The organism is Streptomyces sennicomposti (genome assembly GCF_019890635.1).
In the GTDB taxonomy this organism is placed as follows: Bacteria; Actinomycetota; Actinomycetes; order Streptomycetales; family Streptomycetaceae; genus Streptomyces; species Streptomyces sennicomposti.
Map to the genome: position 1 here is coordinate 31,563 of NZ_JAIOAB010000057.1, position 16,955 is coordinate 48,517.

Sequence of the window (16,955 nt, forward strand, 5' to 3'; positions counted from 1 at the left end):
ACATGGGCATCATCAGCTGGATCATCCTGGGACTGCTGGCCGGGGCCATCGCGAAGGTCCTGCTGCCGGGCCGCGACCCGGGCGGCTTCATCGGCACCACGCTCATCGGCATCGCGGGCGCGTTCATCGGCGGCTGGATCTCGGCCCGCTGGCTGGACCACCCGGTCTCCAAGCACTTCTACGACGGCGCCACCTGGGCCGCGGCGATCGGCGGCTCGCTGGTCCTGCTGATCGCCTACCGCATCCTGTTCGGCAACTCACGGGACTGAACGACGCCGTCCACGGGCCCGCCGGGCCTGCCGGGCCCCGTGGCCGGGCCCGCACGGGGACGAGAGCGGAACGCCGAGGGCGGAACACCGAGGGCGGGCACCCACACGGGTGCCCGCCCTCGGCGCTGCCGGACGACTCGTCGGGGGCCTCCCCGGCCCTACCGGTAGTTGATGAACTGCAGCGCGAAGTCGAAGTCCTGGCCCTTCAGCAGCGCGATCACGGCCTGCAGGTCGTCCCGGCTCTTGGAGCTGACCCGCAGCTCGTCGCCCTGGACCTGGGCCTTGACGCCCTTGGGACCCTCGTCGCGGATGAGCTTCGCCACCTTCTTCGCGTTCTCCTGGGAGATGCCCTCCTGGATCGTCGCGAAGATCTTGTACTCCTTGCCGGAGAGCTGCGGCTCACCCGCGTCCAGCGCCTTCAGCGAGATGCCCCGCTTGATCAGCTTGGACTGGAAGACGTCGAGGACTGCGTTCACCCGGTCCTCGGAGTTCGCCTCCATGAGGATCTTGTCACCGGACCACGAGATCGAGGCGCCCACGCCCTTGAAGTCGTAGCGCTGCGAGATCTCCTTGGCGGCCTGGTTGAGGGCGTTGTCGACCTCCTGCCGCTCGACCTTCGAGACGATGTCGAAACTGGAGTCGGCCATGTCCTGTGGCTCCTTGTATCGGGGTGTGTCGGGGTGCGTGTCGGTGCGTGCCGGCGGGTGGGGGAGACCGCCGGGCCGGAACCGAGGTCCCGGTCCGCATCCGCCCCAGCCTAGCCACCCCCCGCTCCGCCCGGCGCAGATCAATCGGGTGGCGAACCACCCCCACGCATCGGGTATTGTTTACGTCGTTGCCAGGGAGCACCGCCGAAAGGCGGTTCGAACGGCAGCGGACCCCGGCGGTGTGCCCGAGCGGCCAAAGGGAGCAGACTGTAAATCTGCCGGCTCAGCCTTCCCAGGTTCGAATCCTGGCGCCGCCACACTGGGGACAACCCCCTTCACTCCGCGGAGACGCGGAGTGAAGGGGGTTTCTTCGTTCCTGAGGGTTCCGGGTCCCGGTGGTCCGTGGCCGGCGGCCGGTTCGGTGAGGTTGTGCCCGGGGGTTCCGGGTTCGTAGGTTGCCCGCATGGGGATCTTCGACAGGCTGACCGGGACGCGGTATCCGGCCGAGGGGGTGCCGCCGGCTTCGCGGGACGAGGTGCGGACGGCGCTGCTCGGGCTGAACGGGCCCGAGGTTCCCTACGTCGTCCGGTACAGCGCCGGTGAGAAGTGCGACCTGGTGGCGGAGTGGCGGCTCAAGGAGCCCGTCTGGCAGCAGATCTTCCTCCGGTCCGAGATCAGTCACGCCGTGCGGATACGGATGCGGTTCGACCGTGAGAAGAACGAGGTCCGCGCGCTCGAGGAGCAGTGGGAACTCACCCGCGTCGGAAGCCCGCTGAGGTTCCAGGTCACCTCGCAGTACTCGCGCGGTCCGAGCCGGACCGTCAGCCGCCGCTGGACTCTCGGACGCGGCGCCGACGGGCGCGTCGGGGCGACGGAGACCTTCCGCTACGACAGCGCCGAACTTCGCGACGCGCTGTGCGCCACCGTCCTCGAGCGCGGGTGGACCTGGCGGGGCGTCATCTTCGGCGAGGTGTGAGGCGGTCGGGGCGCGGGCGGGCGCCGGCGGCGCCGACCACGACCACGAGCACCAGGTCGCGCGCGAGTCCCGCCGGTGAGTCGTTGTCAGTGCCCCGGTGCACACTTGGCCCATGTCCTCGCGTCGCAGAGTCTGTCCCGTGTGCCGCCGTGAGATCGCCGTCGTGGCCGGGCGGTTCGCGCGGCACGATCCGCCCGGGGCGCGGGAGAGCGGCGAGCTGACGTCCTGTCCGGGCTCACGCAGGACCGCGCCCCTCGGCGCGGCACAGCCCTCGCTGGACGGGTACGTCGTCCCCGAGTTCCCCGGGCAGCTCACGCTGTTCTAGCCGACGCCCGCCCCGATCCCTCGGCCGCCGCCGCCGGTTCGCGCGCTCAGTTGCCCGCCACCGACTTCACCGCCACCGACACCGGCGTGGAGCCGGACACCAGTTCCAGGGTCAGGCCGGCCGTCGCCGGAGTGTCCACCAGCTCGGCGAGGACGGCGGCCACGTCGTCGCGGGGCACCGAGCCCCGGCCGGTGCTCGCCTCCAGCCGGACGTGGCCGGTGCCGGGCTCGTCCGTCAGCGTGCCGGGGCGCAGAATCGTCCAGTCCAGGGCCTCCTGGGCGCGTACGTGGTCGTCCGCGGCGCCCTTGGCCCGCAGATACGCGTCGAAGATCTCGCCGCCCTCGTGCCGGGCGTCGGCGGCCATCGCCGACACCACCACATGGCGCCGTACGCCCGCCCGGACCGCCGCGTCGGCGAACAGCACCGCCGCGCCCTTGTCCACCGTGTCCTTGCGGGCCTTCCCGCTGCCCGGTCCCGCACCCGCCGCGAACACCGCCGCGTCCGCGCCCCGCAGCCGCTCCGCGACCTCCTCGACCGAGGCCGACTCCAGGTCCAGCACGATCGGTTCGGCGCCGGCCGCGCGCAGATCGTCGGCCTGTTCGGCGCGGCGGACGACCCCCGCCACCTCGTCCCCGCGCGCGGCGAGCAACCGCTCCAGCCGCAGCGCGATCTGACCATGGCCCCCAGCGATGACAATGCGCATGTCTCCGACCGTACGCCCGGACGGCCGCATCCGCCGCACGACTCCCGCCGCACCCCAGAGCACCCGCCCCATCACCCCAGAGCGCCCGCCCCATCACCCGAGGGCACCCGTCCCATCACCCCAAGGCACCCGTCCCATCACCCCAGAGCGCCCGCCCCATCACCCGAGGGCACCCGTCCCATCACCCCAGAGCACCCGCCCCATCACCCGAGGGCACCCGCGCCTTCACCTCAGCGCGCCCGCGCCTTCACCTAAGCGCACCCGCACCCGCCCTCGCCCTCCAGAGGCGCTCTCCCCGCCACGCTCCCGCCACACACACCCCAGCGCGCACCCCCACGCACCGGAGCGCACACCCCGCCCCCCGACTCCCCCCTCGCCCCACCCCGCACGCCCGCGAGGCCCGAGCATCACCCGGCCCTCAGGACAGCTCCCCCCGCCCCTGCCGGGGCAGCCCGAGTTCCACCGCCGCCGCGGAGTCGCAGAACTCCCGTACCGCGCTGGTCCGCGCCACCACGCGCCCCCGGTGCACCACGATCCGGCTGTACGCCAGCGACAGCGCCCCCGCGAGGCCCTCGCCGCGCACCGCGAGGAGTTCGGCGGGGAAACCGGCCTCCACCCGCACCTCGGGCAGGCCGAGGACCGAGCGGGCCGACGCGCTCACCGCGTCGTAGGCGTCCTCGGGGCGCAGCCCGTAGCGCGAGGCGAGGAGATAGGCCGCCTCCAGCGGGTCGCCGCGCCCCACCGGGTTCGACACGTCCCGCAGGGCGCCGCTGCCCGCGGCCACCCGCACCCCGGCCGCCCGCAGCAGCCGCACCGGCGCGGTCCCGGGCTCCTCCGCGCCCGCACAGCCGCCCTGCGGCAGGCACACCACCGTCACCCCGGCCGCGGCCAGCTGGTCGGCGGCCCGCGCGGCCGCCTCGGCGGGCAGCCGGGCCAGGCCGCCGCACGGCCCCAGCGTCACCCCGGGCCGCAGCCCGCCCGCCATCGCGGCGATCCGCGCCAGCCGGGCCGGATCACCGCCGTCGGTGTGCAGATCGACGGGGCAGCCGTGCTCGGAGGCGACCTCCAGGACGGCCTCCACGTAGCCGGTGGGGTCCGGGTCCACGTCCGGGCAGCCGCCCACCACCCCCGCGCCCATCTTCACCGCGTCCCGCAGCACCGCCAGCCCGTCCGCGCCGGCCGCCCCGGTCAGCACGCGCGGCACCGCCACCGCCGTCAGCTCGGCGAGCCCGTGCAGCGCCCGGCGCGCCCGCAGGACCGCCCGGAGCGCGCCGAGCCCCTGGACGTCGCCCACGCGCACGTGCGCGCGCTGGGCGGTCGCCCCGTGGCCGAGCTGCAGCAGCGCGGCCTCGGTCGCCCGGCGCTGGACGTCCTCCGCGTCGTACGACACCGGGCCGCCGGCGTCGGCGGTCAGGGCCGTGTCCGCGTGCGCGTGCGGTTCGGCGGGGGCCGGCAGCAGCAGCCAGCCGGTCAGGTCCACCCGAGCCCCGCGGGCCGGGTCCAGGCTGCCGGCCGTGCCGACCGCCTCGATCCGCCCGCCGGCCAGCCGTACGTCCACGGCCCGGCCGTCGGTGAGCCGGGCCCCGCACAGCAGCAGGCCGTCCGGGGCCGGCGGCTCCGGCGGCTGCGGTGGCTCCGGCGGGGTCGGCGGGTGGGGCGGCTGCGACTTACCGGGGGGCATCGCACTCCAGCTGCGGCGGACGACAAGGGCTGACGCGTGACGGTCACGGTGGCGGTGGCCGGCGGACGGGCGACGGGCCCCGCAAGATCACGCAGAGTGAGTCGAGCCTAGGGTCGCGGCCCGCGCGGACGGGGGAGGAGCGCAATAGTCGTACCGGTGTGGCACGGGAGTCCGGCCGGTGCGGCGCGGGACTCCGGCCCGTGCGGCACCCGGTCTGCGGGCCCGCGGACACCGGCCGCGGGGGCACGGGGAACGGATTTGGGCGAACGGCCGCGGACCGTGTAATGTCTTCATCGCTCGCCCCAATAGCTCAGTCGGCAGAGCGTCTCCATGGTAAGGAGAAGGTCTACGGTTCGATTCCGTATTGGGGCTCTGGTGTGAGAGGTTCCCGTCGCAAGGCGGGAGCTGATCTCATCAAAGCGGTGTAGCTCAGTCGGTAGAGCAAGCGGCTCATAATCGCTGTGTCACCGGTTCAAGTCCGGTCACCGCTACTGACAGTAGCCGATTGCGGGGTCGGTCCTTCGATCGGCTACTCTTTCTTGCGTTGAACTAGTCCACCCGTTCGTCTTAGGAGCACTCACGTGGCTGCCACCGACGTCCGCCCGAAGATCACGCTGGCCTGCGTGGAGTGCAAGGAGCGGAACTACATCACCAAGAAGAACCGGCGTAACAACCCGGATCGTCTGGAGATGAAGAAGCACTGCCCGCGTTGCAACGCGCACACCGCGCACCGCGAAACGCGATAAATCAGGCTCATTCATGAGGCCGCCCCCACTCCAGGGGGCGGCCTCATGGTGTTTCACCGGCCCGACCGGCAGTTCATCCGATGGGACGCGTATCGGTTCGTAGGGTGATCAGCCTCACTCGCTGATCCGCCCGCTGATCCGCTCGCCCACCCGGCGCGGAACTGCCGCTTCATCCGCCGGATCGCATCATCCGCACGACCACAGCTGACACCAGGAGGTTCCGGGCCATGGCGCTCGACCAGTCCTTCGTGGGGCGGTCCTATCCGCCCACCGCCCCCTACGAGGTGGGCCGGGAGAAGATCCGGGAGTTCGCGGAGGCGGTCGGGGACGCCAACCCGGCGTACACGGACCCGGAGGCCGCCAAGGCGCTCGGGCACCCCGATGTGATCGCCCCGCCGACCTTCGTCTTCGCGATCGCCTTCAAGGCCGCGGGCCAGGTCGTCCACGACCCGCAGCTCGGCCTCGACTACGACCGCGTGGTGCACGGCGACCAGAAGTTCGCCTACGTCCGCCCCGTGCGCGCCGGCGACCGGCTGACCGTCACGTCCACCATCGACGCGATCAGGTCCATGGCCGGCAACGACATCCTGGACGTCCGCGGCGAGGTGCACGACGAGGCCGGCGAGCACGTCGTGACCACCTGGATCAAGCTGGTGGCCCGTGCGGCCGAGGAGGCGTGAGGAACCGATGACGGCGAAGATCGCCTACGACGACGTCGAGGTCGGCACCGAGCTGCCGGCCCAGTCCTTCCCCGTGACCCGCGCCACCCTCGTCCAGTACGCGGGCGCCTCCGGGGACTTCAACCCGATCCACTGGAACGAGCGGTTCGCCAAGGAGGTCGGGCTGCCGGACGTGATCGCGCACGGCATGTTCACCATGGCCGAGGCGATCCGCGTCGTCACCGACTGGACCGGCGACCCGGGCGCCGTGGTCGAGTACGGCGTCCGCTTCACCAAACCGGTCGTCGTCCCCGACGACGACAAGGGCGCCGTGATCGAGGTCACGGGCAAGGTCGCGGCCAAGCTGGACGACCGCAAGGTCCGGGTCGACCTGACCGTCACCAGCGCCGGCCAGAAGGTCCTCGGCATGTCCCGGGCGGTCGTACGACTGGCCTGAGAGGCGCGCGGGCCGCGGACCTCGGACCCGTGTGGCCCCGGGTCCGCGGCCCACGGCCCGCCGTCGTGCCGTCCCTCCGGCGCCGTCTCGTAGTCTTGGGCGCGTGCAGGTACTCCACGACGCGCCCCTCGCCCCGCTGACCACCTTCCGGCTGGGCGGCCCCGCGACCCGGCTGATCACCGCGACCACCGACGCCGAGGTGATCGAAGCCGTCCGCGAGGCCGACGCCGCCGGCACCCCGCTGCTGGTCATCGGCGGCGGCTCGAACCTGGTCATCGGAGACAAGGGCTTCGACGGCACCGCCCTGCGCATCGCCACCCGCGGCGTCGAACTCAGCGGAACGACGCTGGAGCTGGCCGCCGGCGAGGTGTGGACCGACGCCGTCGCCCGCACCGTCGAGGCCGGACTCGCCGGCATCGAATGCCTGTCCGGCATCCCCGGCTCCGCCGGCGCCACCCCGATCCAGAACGTCGGCGCGTACGGCCAGGAGGTCTCCGCCACGATCACCGAGGTCGTCGCCTACGACCGCACGGCGGGCGAGACGGTCACCCTCACCAACGCCGAGTGCGCCTTCTCCTACCGGCACAGCCGCTTCAAGGACGAGCCCGAGCGGTACGTCGTCCTGCGCGTCCGCTTCGAGCTGGAGGACGCCGGCGGCCTGTCCGCCCCCGTCAAGTACGCCGAGACCGCCCGGGCGCTCGGCGTCGAGGCCGGCGACCGGGTCGCCCTCGCCACCGCCCGCGACACGGTGCTGAAACTGCGTGCGGGGAAGGGCATGGTGCTCGACCCCGAGGACCACGACACCTGGTCCGCCGGGTCCTTCTTCACCAACCCGATCCTCACCGACACCGACTTCGCCGCCTTCCGCGCGCGGGTGCGGGAGCGGCTGGGCGCGGACGCCGAGCCGCCCGCCTACCCGGCGGGGGAGGGCCGTACCAAGACCTCGGCGGCCTGGCTGATCGACAAGGCCGGCTTCACCAAGGGCTACGGCGCCGGCCCGGCCCGTATCTCCACCAAGCACACCCTCGCCCTCACCAACCGCGGCGGCGCGACCACCGAGGACCTGCTCGCGCTGGCCCGCGAGGTCGTGGCCGGCGTCCGGGAGGCCTTCGGGGTCACCCTGGTCAACGAACCGGTGACGGTGGGCGTCAGCCTCTGACGCGACGGCGGCCACCGTGCACGGCGGTGAGCCCGGCCGCGGGCTCAGCCGCGCGCCCGCGCACAACCCCCGCGCACAACCCCCGCGTACCCCCCGGCGCAGCCCGGCGCGCCGTCTCCGCGCGCGCACCGATCGCCGCCCCGCCCCGCTCCCTAATACGCCACCCCCACCCCCTGCTTCACCGCCGCCGGGTCGTCCGTCAGCGCCAGCATCGCGTGGGCCACGTCCGCCCGCGCGATGAAACGGCCGTGCGGCGGGAAACCGCCGATCACCGTGCGGTACGTGCCGGTCAGCGGCTTGTCCTGGAGACGCGGCGGGCGGACCACCGTCCAGTCCGTGGCGCTGCGGGCCACCTCCGCCTCCATCGCGCGCAGATCGGCGTAGACGTCCTTGAGCACCGCGGAGACCAGGCGCCGCGCGGTGCGGTCGAGGAGGCCGTCGCCGGCCGGTTCCGGCCCCACCGGGCCCGCGCTCACCGCGAGCAGCCGCCGGACCCCCTCCGCCTCCATCGCGCCGAGCACCGTACGGGTCAGCCGGGTCGCCACCCCGGCGTCCCTGCGGCTGCGGGCGCCCAGTCCGGACAGCACCGCGTCCCGGCCCGCGACGGCGGGCCGCACGGCCTCCGGGTCGCGCAGGTCGGCGCGGAACACCTCCAGCCCGGGGCCCGTGACGGTCAGCCGGGCGGGGTCGCGGACCACGGCGGTGACCCGGTGCCCGGCGGCCAGCGCCTGCCGCACGATCTCCTGGCCGATGCCGCCGGTGGCGCCGAAAACAGTGAGGTTCATCATGTGCCCCCATGGCCTGATGGTGGGTGAGTGTTCACTCACCCTGTCTTCTCCTAGAGTGAGTAAACACTCACCCACCCGTCAAGCCCGCCGGGAGCCCGCCATGGAACCCTTGGACCCCATGCAGCAAGAACCCGCCCGCGAGCAGCCCGGCGCCCCCGACCGATCCGCCGCGGGCAGGCCCACCCGCGCCCGCATCCTCGACGCGGCCCACGCCCTGATGCTCACCGTCGGCCTCGCCCGCGCCACCACCAAGGAGATCGCCAAGGCGGCCGGCTGCTCGGAGGCGGCGCTCTACAAGCACTTCGACGGCAAGGAGGAACTGTTCATCCAGGTGCTGCACGAGCGGCTGCCGCGCCTGACCCCCCTCCTGCGCGCCCTCGCCGCCGAGCCGGGCCGGGGCGCCCTGGCCGACAACCTCACCGAGATCGCCCGCCAGGCCGCCCTGTTCTACGAGCAGAGCTTCCCGATCGCCGCCTCCCTGTACGCCGAGACCCAGCTCAAGCGCCGCCACGACCAGGCGATGCGGCAGATGGGCTCGGGCCCGCACGTGCCGATCGAGGAACTGGCCGCCTACCTCCGCGCCGAGCAGTCCCTCGGCCGGATCGCCCCCGGCGCCGATCCCTTCGCCGCGGCCTCCCTGCTGCTCGGCGCCTGCGCGCAGCGGGCCTTCGCGTACGACGCGGCGGAATCCCGCCCGGACGCCGACGAGTTCGCCGCCCGCCTGGCCGCCACGCTGCTGGCGGGCATCGCGGCGCCGACCGCCGAGCGGCCCGCGCCGGAAGACCGGTGAAGCCGGAAGCCCGGTGAGGCCGGAAGCCCGGTGAGGCCGGAAGACCGGTGAGGCCGGGAAACAGGTGAGGGCCTGTCACAGAGATCGCATAGGGTCGGTTCTCGCTCTACCAGGAGGGGAACAACCATGCGAGGCAGACGAGGGGGCGTCACCGCCGCCGCGATGACGGCCGTGCTGGCCGGTGTGCTCGCCACGGGCTGCACGTCGGCGGCCACGGCGGGCGACGACGGCGACGGCGCCCCGCCGACCGCGTCGGCGGCGTCCACGCGGTCCGCGCGGGTCGTCGAGTCGCTCGCGCCCGACGGCACCACCGTCCGCGTCGGCTCGCCGGAGGCCAAGACCGTCGTCAGGCTCTACGAGGACCTGCGCTGCCCGGTCTGCCGGTCGTTCGAGACCGGGGGCGGCGGTACGGCCCTGCGCGGGATGATCCGCTCCGGCGAGGTGCGGGTGGACTACACGCTGGCCTCCTTCCTCGACGCCCGGCTCGGCGGCCACGGCTCCGAGAAGGCCGCCAACGCCCTGCGGGCCGCCCTGGAGGCGGGCAAGTTCGCCGAGTACCACGACGTCCTCTACGCCCACCAGCCCGAGGAGAGCGTCGACGGCTTCACGGACGCGTATCTGCTGGAGATGGCCGCGAAGGTGAAGGGGCTGCGCGGCCAGGAGTTCGACGCGGCGGTCAAGGGCATGAAGTACCGCGACTTCGTGGCCGCCTCCGCGCAGGCCTACGACGCCTCCGGGGTCCCGGGCACGCCCACCATGACGGTGAACGGAAAGCCCGTCAATGTGCTCGCGGAAGGGGCTTCCGAGGGGGACATGCTGCCGATGCTGATCCGGCTGGCGGCCGCGGCCTGACCTCGTCCCGGCCCCCGGGCCGAAGGCCCCGGAGGCCGCCCCTCAGTCCGCCAGCCAGTCGTCCACGCCCGACAGCAGCTTCTTGCGGACGTCCTCCGGGGCCGCCGAGGCGCGGATCGACTGGCGGGCCAGCTCGGCGAGTTCGGCGTCGGTGAAGGCGTGGTGGCGGCGGGCGATGTCGTACTGCGCCGCGAGGCGGGAGCCGAACAGCAGGGGGTCGTCGGCGCCGAGCGCCATCGGCACCCCGGCCTCCCAGAGCGTGCGCAGGGGGACGTCCTCCGGCTTGTCGTAGACGCCGAGGGCCACATTGGAGGCCGGGCACACCTCGCAGGTCACGCCCCGGTCGGCGAGCCGGCGCAGCAGCCGCGGGTCCTCCGCCGCGCGCACGCCGTGGCCCAGCCGCCGGGCGTCCAGGTCGTCCAGGCAGTCGCGGACCGAGGCCGGGCCGGACAGCTCGCCGCCGTGCGGGGCCGCGAACAGGCCGCCTTCGCGCGCGATGGCGAACGCCCGGTCGAAGTCGCGGGCCATGCCCCGGCGCTCGTCGTTGGACAGGCCGAAGCCGACCACGCCGCGGTCGCGGTAGCGCACGGCGAGGCGGGCCAGCGTCCGGGCGTCCAGCGGGTGCTTCATGCGGTTGGCCGCCACCAGGACGCGCATCCCCAGGCCGGTCTCGCGCGAGGCCGTGTCGACGGCGTCCAGGATGATCTCCAGCGCCGGGATCAGCCCGCCGAGCCGGGGCGCGTACGACGTCGGGTCGACCTGGATCTCCAGCCAGCCCGAGCCGTCCTTGACGTCCTCCTCGGCGGCCTCGCGCACCAGGCGCTGGATGTCCTCGGGCTCGCGCAGGCAGGAACGCGCCGCGTCGTACAGCCGCTGGAAGCGGAACCAGCCCCGTTCGTCGGTCGCCCGCAGCCTGGGCGGTTCCCCGCTGAACAGGGCGTCCGTCAGCGCCTCGGGCAGGCGCACGCCGTATTTGTCGGCCAGTTCCAGCAGGGTGGTGGGCCGCATCGACCCGGTGAAGTGCAGGTGCAGATGGGCCTTCGGCAGCTCAGAGACATCACGTACACGCTCCATTCCCAGATCCTGCCGCACGGCGGGCCGCCACCGGAAGCCGTTTCCCCGTTCGTGGCCTTGCTCGCACGAACGAACGGGCCCAGAGCTGTTACTGAATCCAGTAACAGCTCTGGGCCCGTACGGAAAGCGGACGCGTCAGTCCCGCGCCTCCGCCAGCAGCTTCTGGATCCGGCTCACGCCCTCCACCAGGTCCTCGTCGCCGAGGGCGTAGGACAGGCGCAGATAGCCGGGCGTGCCGAACGCCTCGCCCGGGACGACCGCGACCTCGGCCTCCTCCAGGATGAGCGCGGCCAGCTCGACCGTGTTCTGCGGGCGCTTGCCGCGGATCTCCTTGCCGATCAGCGCCTTCACCGACGGGTAGGCGTAGAACGCGCCCTCGGGCTCCGGGCAGAGCACGCCGTCGATCTCGTTGAGCATCCGCACGATGGTCCTGCGGCGGCGGTCGAAGGCCTCGCGCATCGGCGCGACGGCCTCCAGGTCGCCGGAGACCGCGGCGAGGGCGGCGGCCTGGGCGACGTTGGAGACGTTGGACGTGGCGTGCGACTGGAGGTTGGTCGCGGCCTTGACCACGTCCTTGGGGCCGATGACCCAGCCCACCCGCCAGCCGGTCATGGCGTACGTCTTGGCCACGCCGTTGACGACGACGCACTTGTCGCGCAGCTCGGGCAGGAGCGCGGGCAGGGACACGGAGACCGCGTCGCCGTACACCAGGTGCTCGTAGATCTCGTCGGTCAGCACCCACAGGCCGTGCTCCAGCGCCCAGCGGCCGATCGCCTCGGTCTCGGCCTCGGAGTACACCGCGCCGGTCGGGTTGGAGGGGGAGACGAAGAGGACGACCTTGGTGTTCTCGGTGCGGGCGGCCTCCAGCTGCTCGACCGTGACCCGGTAGCCGGTGGTCTCGTCGGCGACGACCTCGACGGGGACGCCGCCGGCCAGGCGGATCGACTCCGGGTACGTCGTCCAGTACGGCGCCGGCACGATGACCTCGTCGCCCGGGTCCAGGATCGCGGCGAAGGCCTCGTAGATGGCCTGCTTGCCGCCGTTGGTGACGAGGATCTGGGAGACGTCCGGCTCCCAGCCGGAGTCGCGCAGCGTCTTCGCGGCGATCGCGGACTTCAGCTCGGGCAGACCGCCGGCCGGGGTGTACCGGTGGTACTTCGGGTTCTTGCAGGCCTCGACGGCCGCCTCGACGATGTAGTCCGGGGTCGGGAAGTCCGGCTCGCCCGCGCCGAAGCCGATCACCGGACGCCCGGCGGCCTTGAGGGCCTTGGCCTTGGCGTCCACGGCGAGGGTGGCGGACTCGGAGATCGCGCCGATTCGGGCGGAGACCCGGCGCTCGGTGGGAGGGATTGCAGCGCTCATACCGCCCATCGTTCCAGACCCCGGACACCGCGGGCACACGGGTTTCACGGACTGGGCAGGTCCGGTCTACGCGGTGAACACGCGTCCGGTTCCGCGCTCCGGCCAGGCGATCTTCGCGGCGGACCGCCGACCGGCCGTCGCCCGCGGGACATCGAAGAACACTTTCTGTTCGACGCTGGGCCGCGGACCACGTACACTCTCACCTCGTTGGCCTTCAGCAGCCGCCGCACCCGGTGCGCACCGGGCATCCGGTCGGATGCGGTACGTTGGGGGACACACAAAGGGTCGTAGCTCAATTGGTAGAGCACTGGTCTCCAAAACCAGCGGTTGGGGGTTCAAGTCCCTCCGGCCCTGCTACACACACCTTCGCCAGGGATGTGTGCGCATGTACGTACAGAAATGCACCGCCGTGCGGCTCGACCGGGCGCGGCACGGCCACGACCCGGAATCAGGTGAGGACGCATGACGGACGCCGTGGGCTCCATCGACACGCCTGATGCCCAGGACGAGGTGGCGGAGTCCCAGAAGAAGCCCCGCAAGGGCGGCAAGCGCGCCAAGAAGGGCCCGCTCAAGCGGCTTGCGCTCTTCTACCGGCAGATCGTCGCGGAGCTTCGCAAGGTCGTCTGGCCGACGCGTGGTCAGCTGTCGTCGTACACCACCGTGGTGATCTTCTTCGTCGCCATCATGATCGCCCTGGTGACCGTGATTGACTATGGGCTCAACCACGCGGCCAAGTACGTCTTCGGCTGAGCCAAGAGCGAAGGGCGCCGTGGTTACCGGCGCCCCTTTTCGCATGTTCCACCCCTATGTATCCAGGAAGAAGCAGCCACCGTGTCTGACCCGAACCTGAACGACGCCATCGAGCCGACCGAGTCCGTGGATGACGAGCTCGACATCGTCGAGGGTGCCGACGAGGTCGACGAGGCGGAGGCTGCCGAGGCCGCCGCGGGCGATCCGGCCGAGGAAGCCGCCCTCCACGTCGAGGACGAGGACGAGGCCGCCGAGGCGGAGGCCGTCGAGGACGAGGCGGACGACGCCGAGGCCGGCGAAGAGGCCGTCGCTCAGGAGCCCGAGCCCGAGCTGGACCCGGTCACCAAGCTCCGCGAGGAGCTGCGCACGCTGCCCGGCGAGTGGTACGTGATCCACACCTACGCGGGCTACGAGAAGCGCGTGAAGGCCAACCTGGAGCAGCGCGCCGTCTCGCTGAACGTCGAGGACTTCATCTACCAGGCCGAGGTGCCCGAGGAAGAGATCGTCCAGATCAAGAACGGCGAGCGCAAGACCGTCCGGCAGAACAAGCTGCCCGGTTACGTCCTCGTCCGCATGGACCTGACGAACGAGTCCTGGGGCGTCGTCCGCAACACCCCGGGCGTCACCGGCTTCGTCGGCAACGCCTACGACCCCTACCCGCTGTCCCTGGACGAGATCGTGAAGATGCTCGCGCCGGAGGCGGAGGAGAAGGCCGCCCGCGAGGCCGCCGAGGCCGAGGGCAAGCCGGCCCCGCAGCGCAAGGTCGAGGTCCAGGTGCTGGACTTCGAGGTCGGCGACTCGGTCACCGTCACCGACGGCCCGTTCGCCACGCTGCAGGCGACGATCAACGAGATCAACGCCGACTCGAAGAAGGTCAAGGGCCTCGTCGAGATCTTCGGCCGCGAGACCCCGGTCGAGCTGAGCTTCGACCAGATCCAGAAGAACTAGTTCTTTCTGGACGAACCGCTTCCGCGCAGGTCAGGCGGGCTGCTCGCAGCCTGTCTGACCTGCGCGGTTTTCAGCCGCACAGCTATACCCGTTATCGTTGTGCGGTATGCCTGCGTCCGGGTGGTTTCCCGGCGGCGGGCAGGACCCGAACCGAAAGGACCCGGAGAGCTATGCCTCCCAAGAAGAAGAAGGTCACGGGGCTCATCAAGCTCCAGATCCAGGCCGGTGCCGCCAACCCGGCTCCGCCGGTCGGCCCGGCGCTGGGTCAGCACGGCGTCAACATCATGGAGTTCTGCAAGGCCTACAACGCCGCGACCGAGTCGCAGCGCGGTTGGGTCATCCCGGTGGAGATCACGGTCTACGAGGACCGCTCCTTCACCTTCATCACCAAGACGCCGCCGGCCGCCAAGATGATCCTCAAGGCCGCGGGCGTGGAGAAGGGCTCCGGCGAGCCGCACAAGACCAAGGTCGCCAAGATCACCCAGGCGCAGGTCCGCGAGATCGCCCAGACCAAGATGCCCGACCTCAACGCCAACGACCTGGACGCCGCCGCGAAGATCATCGCCGGCACCGCGCGTTCCATGGGCGTCACGGTCGAGGGCTGAACCCCACCTTCGTAGTCATGCGGCCGTGATGTGCCGCACGTGGCAGGGCCTGCTCGGCCCGTACCACGACTCCTTTCAGAAACCACAGGAGCAGTTGTGAGCAAGCGCAGCAAGGCCCTTCGCGCTGCGGACGCCAAGGTCGACCGGGAGAAGCTCTACGCCCCGCTCGAGGCCGTCCGTCTCGCCAAGGAGACCTCCACGACCAAGTTCGACGGCACCGTCGAGGTCGCCTTCCGCCTGGGTGTCGACCCGCGCAAGGCCGACCAGATGGTCCGTGGCACCGTGAACCTTCCGCACGGCACCGGCAAGACCGCCCGGGTCCTGGTCTTCGCGACCGGTGACCGTGCTGCGGCCGCGGAGGCCGCGGGCGCCGACATCGTCGGCTCCGACGAACTGATCGACGAGGTGGCCAAGGGCCGTCTGGACTTCGACGCCGTCGTCGCCACCCCGGACCTCATGGGCAAGGTCGGCCGCCTCGGCCGCGTCCTCGGCCCGCGTGGTCTGATGCCGAACCCGAAGACCGGCACCGTCACCCCCGACGTGGCCAAGGCCGTCACCGACATCAAGGGCGGCAAGATCGAGTTCCGCGTCGACAAGCACTCGAACCTGCACTTCATCATCGGCAAGACGTCGTTCGACGACAGCAAGCTGGTGGAGAACTACGGCGCGGCCCTGGAGGAGATCCTCCGTCTGAAGCCGTCCGCCGCCAAGGGTCGCTACATCAAGAAGGCCGCCATCAGCACCACGATGGGCCCCGGCATCCAGATCGACCCGAACCGCACCCGGAACCTCCTCGTCGAGGAGGACCCGGCCGCGGTCTGAGCCCTCGGCTCGCACAGGTCGGCGACGAGCCCCGCAACCGTTCGGTTGCGGGGCTCGTCCCTTTTTCTGTGGGACGCCTGTACGGATCTTCCGTAGGGTTGTCGGTGGCCCGCGCTAGCGTGTCGGGACACAGCGAAGGCTTAGGGGTGGGGACGAGATGATGACCAGGACCGTGCGGCGGACGGCGTTCTCGATCGCGGCGGTGGCCGCGCTGACGGGGGTGGCGGCCTGTGGCTCCGGTTCCTCGGGCGACGGCGGGAAGACGGCGGGCGGCGGTGCGGCCAGGGCGAACCCGATAGCGGCCCTGCTCAGCGCCGAGACGTCCACCGCGAAGGCCGACTCGGCCCAGGTGGAGTCGACGACCAGCCTCGGCACGCTGATGTCGATGAAGGGCGACGGCAAGCTCGACTGGAGCCACGGCATCACGGGCACCATGACGATCACGTACACCGGCGGCACCGCGGCCGAGACGCTGCGCAAGCTCGGCAACACGACGACCGAGGCGCGGTACCTGCCCGAGGGCTACTACACGCACATGAGCGAGGAGTACGCCGGCCTGGTGGGCGGCAAGCACTGGCTCAAGTACAGCTACGACGACCTGGCCACGATGGCCGGCGGCTCCGGCGCGTACCTCAAGGACCAGATGCAGAACAGCACGCCGAACCAGGGCGTGCGGCTGCTGCTGGCCTCCGGCGACGTGAAGAAGGTCGGCGAGGAGCAGGTCGCCGGGAAGCGCACCACGCACTACACGGGCACGGTGAACGTCGCCGACTTCGCCGGCAAGAGCAACCACAACCTCTCGGCCGACCAGCTCGACGCGCTGAAGAAGCAGCTCAGCCAGTCGGGCATCACCACGGAGACCGTGGACCTCTGGATCGACGACCAGGACCTCCTGGTGAAGAAGACCGAGAAGGCGGACACGGCGAACGGCGCGATGAACAGCACGGCCGTCTACCGGGACTACGGCGTGAAGGTCTCCGTCACCGCCCCGCCGGCGAGCGACACGGAGGACTTCGCGAAGATCCTGAAGAAGCAGGGCCTGACGACCGGCACGACGGACGCGGCCTCGGGCAGCGCGACCGCCCCCGCGGCGTCCTGACACCGGGGACACCGGGAACGCCGGGGACACCGCGGGCGTTGGTCGCCCCCTGGCGGGGCGCCCGCTGAAGCGGGAGGCACCGAGCCGGGCGACGCGCGCCCCCGGGTGGCTCCCGCCAGCGGGGCGCCCCTGGGGAGCGGCACCCCGCCGTGCGTGCCGCCCCGCACCGGGCGCCGTCTTGCGGGCAGCCCTCGCCGGTTCCCACTGCGGCGGGCGGGGCCGGGTCCCGCCCGTAAGCGGCGG

At 72.0% G+C, this 16,955-nt stretch carries 20 protein-coding genes and 4 tRNA genes; 18 read left to right on the top strand and 6 right to left on the bottom strand.

Annotation, left to right across the window (positions count from 1 at the left end; translation table 11 throughout):
• Positions 1-2: 2 nt before the first annotated feature.
• A complete protein-coding gene (locus K7787_RS25245; protein WP_019980916.1) occupies positions 3-269 on the top strand; it encodes a GlsB/YeaQ/YmgE family stress response membrane protein in 267 nt (88 codons plus the stop codon).
• A 158-nt stretch (positions 270-427) separates the two neighbouring features.
• On the opposite strand, the gene K7787_RS25250 is transcribed toward K7787_RS25245, so the two are convergent.
• The gene (locus K7787_RS25250; protein ID WP_019980915.1) at positions 428-916 is read right to left on the bottom strand and encodes a YajQ family cyclic di-GMP-binding protein; all 489 of its coding nucleotides are present in this window, start codon (positions 914-916) and stop codon (positions 428-430) included.
• Positions 917-1,151: 235 nt separating this feature from the next.
• Here K7787_RS25250 and K7787_RS25255 point away from each other — a divergent pair.
• The 3 genes from K7787_RS25255 to K7787_RS25265 all read left to right on the top strand — a co-directional run bounded on the left by K7787_RS25255 (position 1,152) and on the right by K7787_RS25265 (position 2,217).
• Positions 1,152-1,233, top strand: a tRNA-Tyr gene (locus tag K7787_RS25255).
• A gap of 146 nt (positions 1,234-1,379) precedes the next feature.
• The gene (locus K7787_RS25260) at positions 1,380-1,892 is read left to right on the top strand and encodes a hypothetical protein (RefSeq protein ID WP_223003057.1); all 513 of its coding nucleotides are present in this window, start codon (positions 1,380-1,382) and stop codon (positions 1,890-1,892) included.
• A 112-nt stretch (positions 1,893-2,004) separates the two neighbouring features.
• A complete protein-coding gene (locus K7787_RS25265) occupies positions 2,005-2,217 on the top strand; it encodes a hypothetical protein (protein WP_009190087.1) in 213 nt (70 codons plus the stop codon).
• Positions 2,218-2,263: 46 nt separating this feature from the next.
• Here K7787_RS25265 and K7787_RS25270 read toward each other — a convergent pair whose 3' ends face one another.
• Positions 2,264-2,920 carry an SDR family oxidoreductase gene (locus tag K7787_RS25270; RefSeq protein ID WP_223003058.1) on the bottom strand — a complete coding sequence of 219 codons (657 nt, stop codon included), beginning with the start codon at positions 2,918-2,920 and terminating at the stop codon, positions 2,264-2,266.
• A gap of 418 nt (positions 2,921-3,338) precedes the next feature.
• Positions 3,339-4,601 (bottom strand): amidohydrolase family protein, encoded by a 1,263-nt coding sequence (locus tag K7787_RS25275; RefSeq protein ID WP_169439533.1) that lies wholly within the window; start codon positions 4,599-4,601, stop codon positions 3,339-3,341.
• Between the two features lie 299 nt (positions 4,602-4,900).
• On the opposite strand from K7787_RS25275, the gene K7787_RS25280 reads away from it, so the two are divergent.
• The 6 genes from K7787_RS25280 (at position 4,901) to K7787_RS25305 (ending at position 7,622) form a co-directional block, all read left to right on the top strand.
• Positions 4,901-4,973: transfer RNA gene (locus tag K7787_RS25280), tRNA-Thr, on the top strand.
• A gap of 46 nt (positions 4,974-5,019) precedes the next feature.
• Positions 5,020-5,092, top strand: a tRNA-Met gene (locus K7787_RS25285).
• Positions 5,093-5,182: 90 nt separating this feature from the next.
• Positions 5,183-5,347, top strand: coding sequence for a 50S ribosomal protein L33 (gene rpmG, locus K7787_RS25290; RefSeq protein ID WP_003948671.1), 165 nt, complete (start codon positions 5,183-5,185; stop codon positions 5,345-5,347).
• 227 nt (positions 5,348-5,574) lie between these two features.
• Positions 5,575-6,027: a MaoC family dehydratase N-terminal domain-containing protein gene (locus K7787_RS25295; RefSeq protein ID WP_009190090.1), complete on the top strand. Its 453-nt coding sequence runs from the start codon at positions 5,575-5,577 to the stop codon at positions 6,025-6,027.
• A 7-nt stretch (positions 6,028-6,034) separates the two neighbouring features.
• Positions 6,035-6,463, top strand: a complete 429-nt coding sequence (locus K7787_RS25300; protein WP_009190091.1) for a MaoC family dehydratase — start codon at positions 6,035-6,037, stop codon at positions 6,461-6,463.
• Between the two features lie 103 nt (positions 6,464-6,566).
• A complete protein-coding gene (locus K7787_RS25305) occupies positions 6,567-7,622 on the top strand; it encodes a UDP-N-acetylmuramate dehydrogenase (protein WP_223003059.1) in 1,056 nt (351 codons plus the stop codon).
• Positions 7,623-7,774: 152 nt separating this feature from the next.
• Here K7787_RS25305 and K7787_RS25310 read toward each other — a convergent pair whose 3' ends face one another.
• Positions 7,775-8,407 carry an NAD(P)-dependent oxidoreductase gene (locus tag K7787_RS25310; RefSeq protein WP_223003060.1) on the bottom strand — a complete coding sequence of 211 codons (633 nt, stop codon included), beginning with the start codon at positions 8,405-8,407 and terminating at the stop codon, positions 7,775-7,777.
• Positions 8,408-8,528: 121 nt separating this feature from the next.
• Between K7787_RS25310 and K7787_RS25315 the strand changes: the two genes are divergently transcribed.
• Together K7787_RS25315 and K7787_RS25320 are read left to right on the top strand one after the other, a co-directional pair.
• The gene (locus K7787_RS25315) at positions 8,529-9,200 is read left to right on the top strand and encodes a TetR/AcrR family transcriptional regulator (RefSeq protein ID WP_223003061.1); all 672 of its coding nucleotides are present in this window, start codon (positions 8,529-8,531) and stop codon (positions 9,198-9,200) included.
• 126 nt (positions 9,201-9,326) lie between these two features.
• Positions 9,327-10,052 (top strand): DsbA family protein, encoded by a 726-nt coding sequence (locus tag K7787_RS25320; protein WP_223003062.1) that lies wholly within the window; start codon positions 9,327-9,329, stop codon positions 10,050-10,052.
• A gap of 42 nt (positions 10,053-10,094) precedes the next feature.
• Here the strand turns inward: K7787_RS25320 and K7787_RS25325 are convergent, their stop codons facing one another.
• Together K7787_RS25325 and K7787_RS25330 are read right to left on the bottom strand one after the other, a co-directional pair.
• Positions 10,095-11,126, bottom strand: coding sequence for an adenosine deaminase (locus tag K7787_RS25325; protein WP_009190096.1), 1,032 nt, complete (start codon positions 11,124-11,126; stop codon positions 10,095-10,097).
• A 135-nt stretch (positions 11,127-11,261) separates the two neighbouring features.
• The gene (locus K7787_RS25330) at positions 11,262-12,488 is read right to left on the bottom strand and encodes a pyridoxal phosphate-dependent aminotransferase (RefSeq protein WP_223003063.1); all 1,227 of its coding nucleotides are present in this window, start codon (positions 12,486-12,488) and stop codon (positions 11,262-11,264) included.
• A gap of 281 nt (positions 12,489-12,769) precedes the next feature.
• Here K7787_RS25330 and K7787_RS25335 point away from each other — a divergent pair.
• From K7787_RS25335 to K7787_RS25360, 6 genes are all read left to right on the top strand, one after another.
• Positions 12,770-12,842: transfer RNA gene (locus K7787_RS25335), tRNA-Trp, on the top strand.
• A 108-nt stretch (positions 12,843-12,950) separates the two neighbouring features.
• Positions 12,951-13,238 carry a preprotein translocase subunit SecE gene (gene secE / locus K7787_RS25340; RefSeq protein ID WP_009190098.1) on the top strand — a complete coding sequence of 96 codons (288 nt, stop codon included), beginning with the start codon at positions 12,951-12,953 and terminating at the stop codon, positions 13,236-13,238.
• Positions 13,239-13,319: 81 nt separating this feature from the next.
• The gene (gene nusG / locus K7787_RS25345; RefSeq protein WP_223003064.1) at positions 13,320-14,186 is read left to right on the top strand and encodes a transcription termination/antitermination protein NusG; all 867 of its coding nucleotides are present in this window, start codon (positions 13,320-13,322) and stop codon (positions 14,184-14,186) included.
• A gap of 170 nt (positions 14,187-14,356) precedes the next feature.
• Entirely contained in the window at positions 14,357-14,791 is a 435-nt protein-coding gene (gene rplK / locus K7787_RS25350) for a 50S ribosomal protein L11 (RefSeq protein WP_009190100.1), read from the top strand.
• Between the two features lie 96 nt (positions 14,792-14,887).
• A complete protein-coding gene (rplA, locus tag K7787_RS25355; protein WP_019980902.1) occupies positions 14,888-15,613 on the top strand; it encodes a 50S ribosomal protein L1 in 726 nt (241 codons plus the stop codon).
• A gap of 157 nt (positions 15,614-15,770) precedes the next feature.
• The gene (locus tag K7787_RS25360) at positions 15,771-16,712 is read left to right on the top strand and encodes an SCO4651 family lipoprotein (RefSeq protein ID WP_164393643.1); all 942 of its coding nucleotides are present in this window, start codon (positions 15,771-15,773) and stop codon (positions 16,710-16,712) included.
• The last annotated feature ends 243 nt before the right edge of the window (positions 16,713-16,955 follow it).

Excerpts from the sequence above, each read along its gene's own strand:
- K7787_RS25310 (WP_223003060.1), bottom strand. The coding sequence starts at position 8,407 with ATGAACCTCACTGTTTTCGGCGCCACCGGCGGCATCGGCCAGGAGATC.
- secE (WP_009190098.1), top strand. The coding sequence starts at position 12,951 with ATGACGGACGCCGTGGGCTCCATCGACACGCCTGATGCCCAGGACGAG.
- K7787_RS25360 (WP_164393643.1), top strand. The coding sequence starts at position 15,771 with ATGATGACCAGGACCGTGCGGCGGACGGCGTTCTCGATCGCGGCGGTG.
- K7787_RS25330 (WP_223003063.1), bottom strand. The coding sequence starts at position 12,488 with ATGAGCGCTGCAATCCCTCCCACCGAGCGCCGGGTCTCCGCCCGAATC.
- K7787_RS25325 (WP_009190096.1), bottom strand. The coding sequence starts at position 11,126 with ATGGAGCGTGTACGTGATGTCTCTGAGCTGCCGAAGGCCCATCTGCAC.
- K7787_RS25275 (WP_169439533.1), bottom strand. The coding sequence starts at position 4,601 with ATGCCCCCCGGTAAGTCGCAGCCGCCCCACCCGCCGACCCCGCCGGAG.
- K7787_RS25245 (WP_019980916.1), top strand. The coding sequence starts at position 3 with ATGGGCATCATCAGCTGGATCATCCTGGGACTGCTGGCCGGGGCCATC.
- K7787_RS25295 (WP_009190090.1), top strand. The coding sequence starts at position 5,575 with ATGGCGCTCGACCAGTCCTTCGTGGGGCGGTCCTATCCGCCCACCGCC.
- K7787_RS25270 (WP_223003058.1), bottom strand. The coding sequence starts at position 2,920 with ATGCGCATTGTCATCGCTGGGGGCCATGGTCAGATCGCGCTGCGGCTG.
- K7787_RS25250 (WP_019980915.1), bottom strand. The coding sequence starts at position 916 with ATGGCCGACTCCAGTTTCGACATCGTCTCGAAGGTCGAGCGGCAGGAG.
- rplK (WP_009190100.1), top strand. The coding sequence starts at position 14,357 with ATGCCTCCCAAGAAGAAGAAGGTCACGGGGCTCATCAAGCTCCAGATC.
- K7787_RS25260 (WP_223003057.1), top strand. The coding sequence starts at position 1,380 with ATGGGGATCTTCGACAGGCTGACCGGGACGCGGTATCCGGCCGAGGGG.
- K7787_RS25265 (WP_009190087.1), top strand. The coding sequence starts at position 2,005 with ATGTCCTCGCGTCGCAGAGTCTGTCCCGTGTGCCGCCGTGAGATCGCC.
- K7787_RS25300 (WP_009190091.1), top strand. The coding sequence starts at position 6,035 with ATGACGGCGAAGATCGCCTACGACGACGTCGAGGTCGGCACCGAGCTG.
- K7787_RS25320 (WP_223003062.1), top strand. The coding sequence starts at position 9,327 with ATGCGAGGCAGACGAGGGGGCGTCACCGCCGCCGCGATGACGGCCGTG.
- K7787_RS25315 (WP_223003061.1), top strand. The coding sequence starts at position 8,529 with ATGCAGCAAGAACCCGCCCGCGAGCAGCCCGGCGCCCCCGACCGATCC.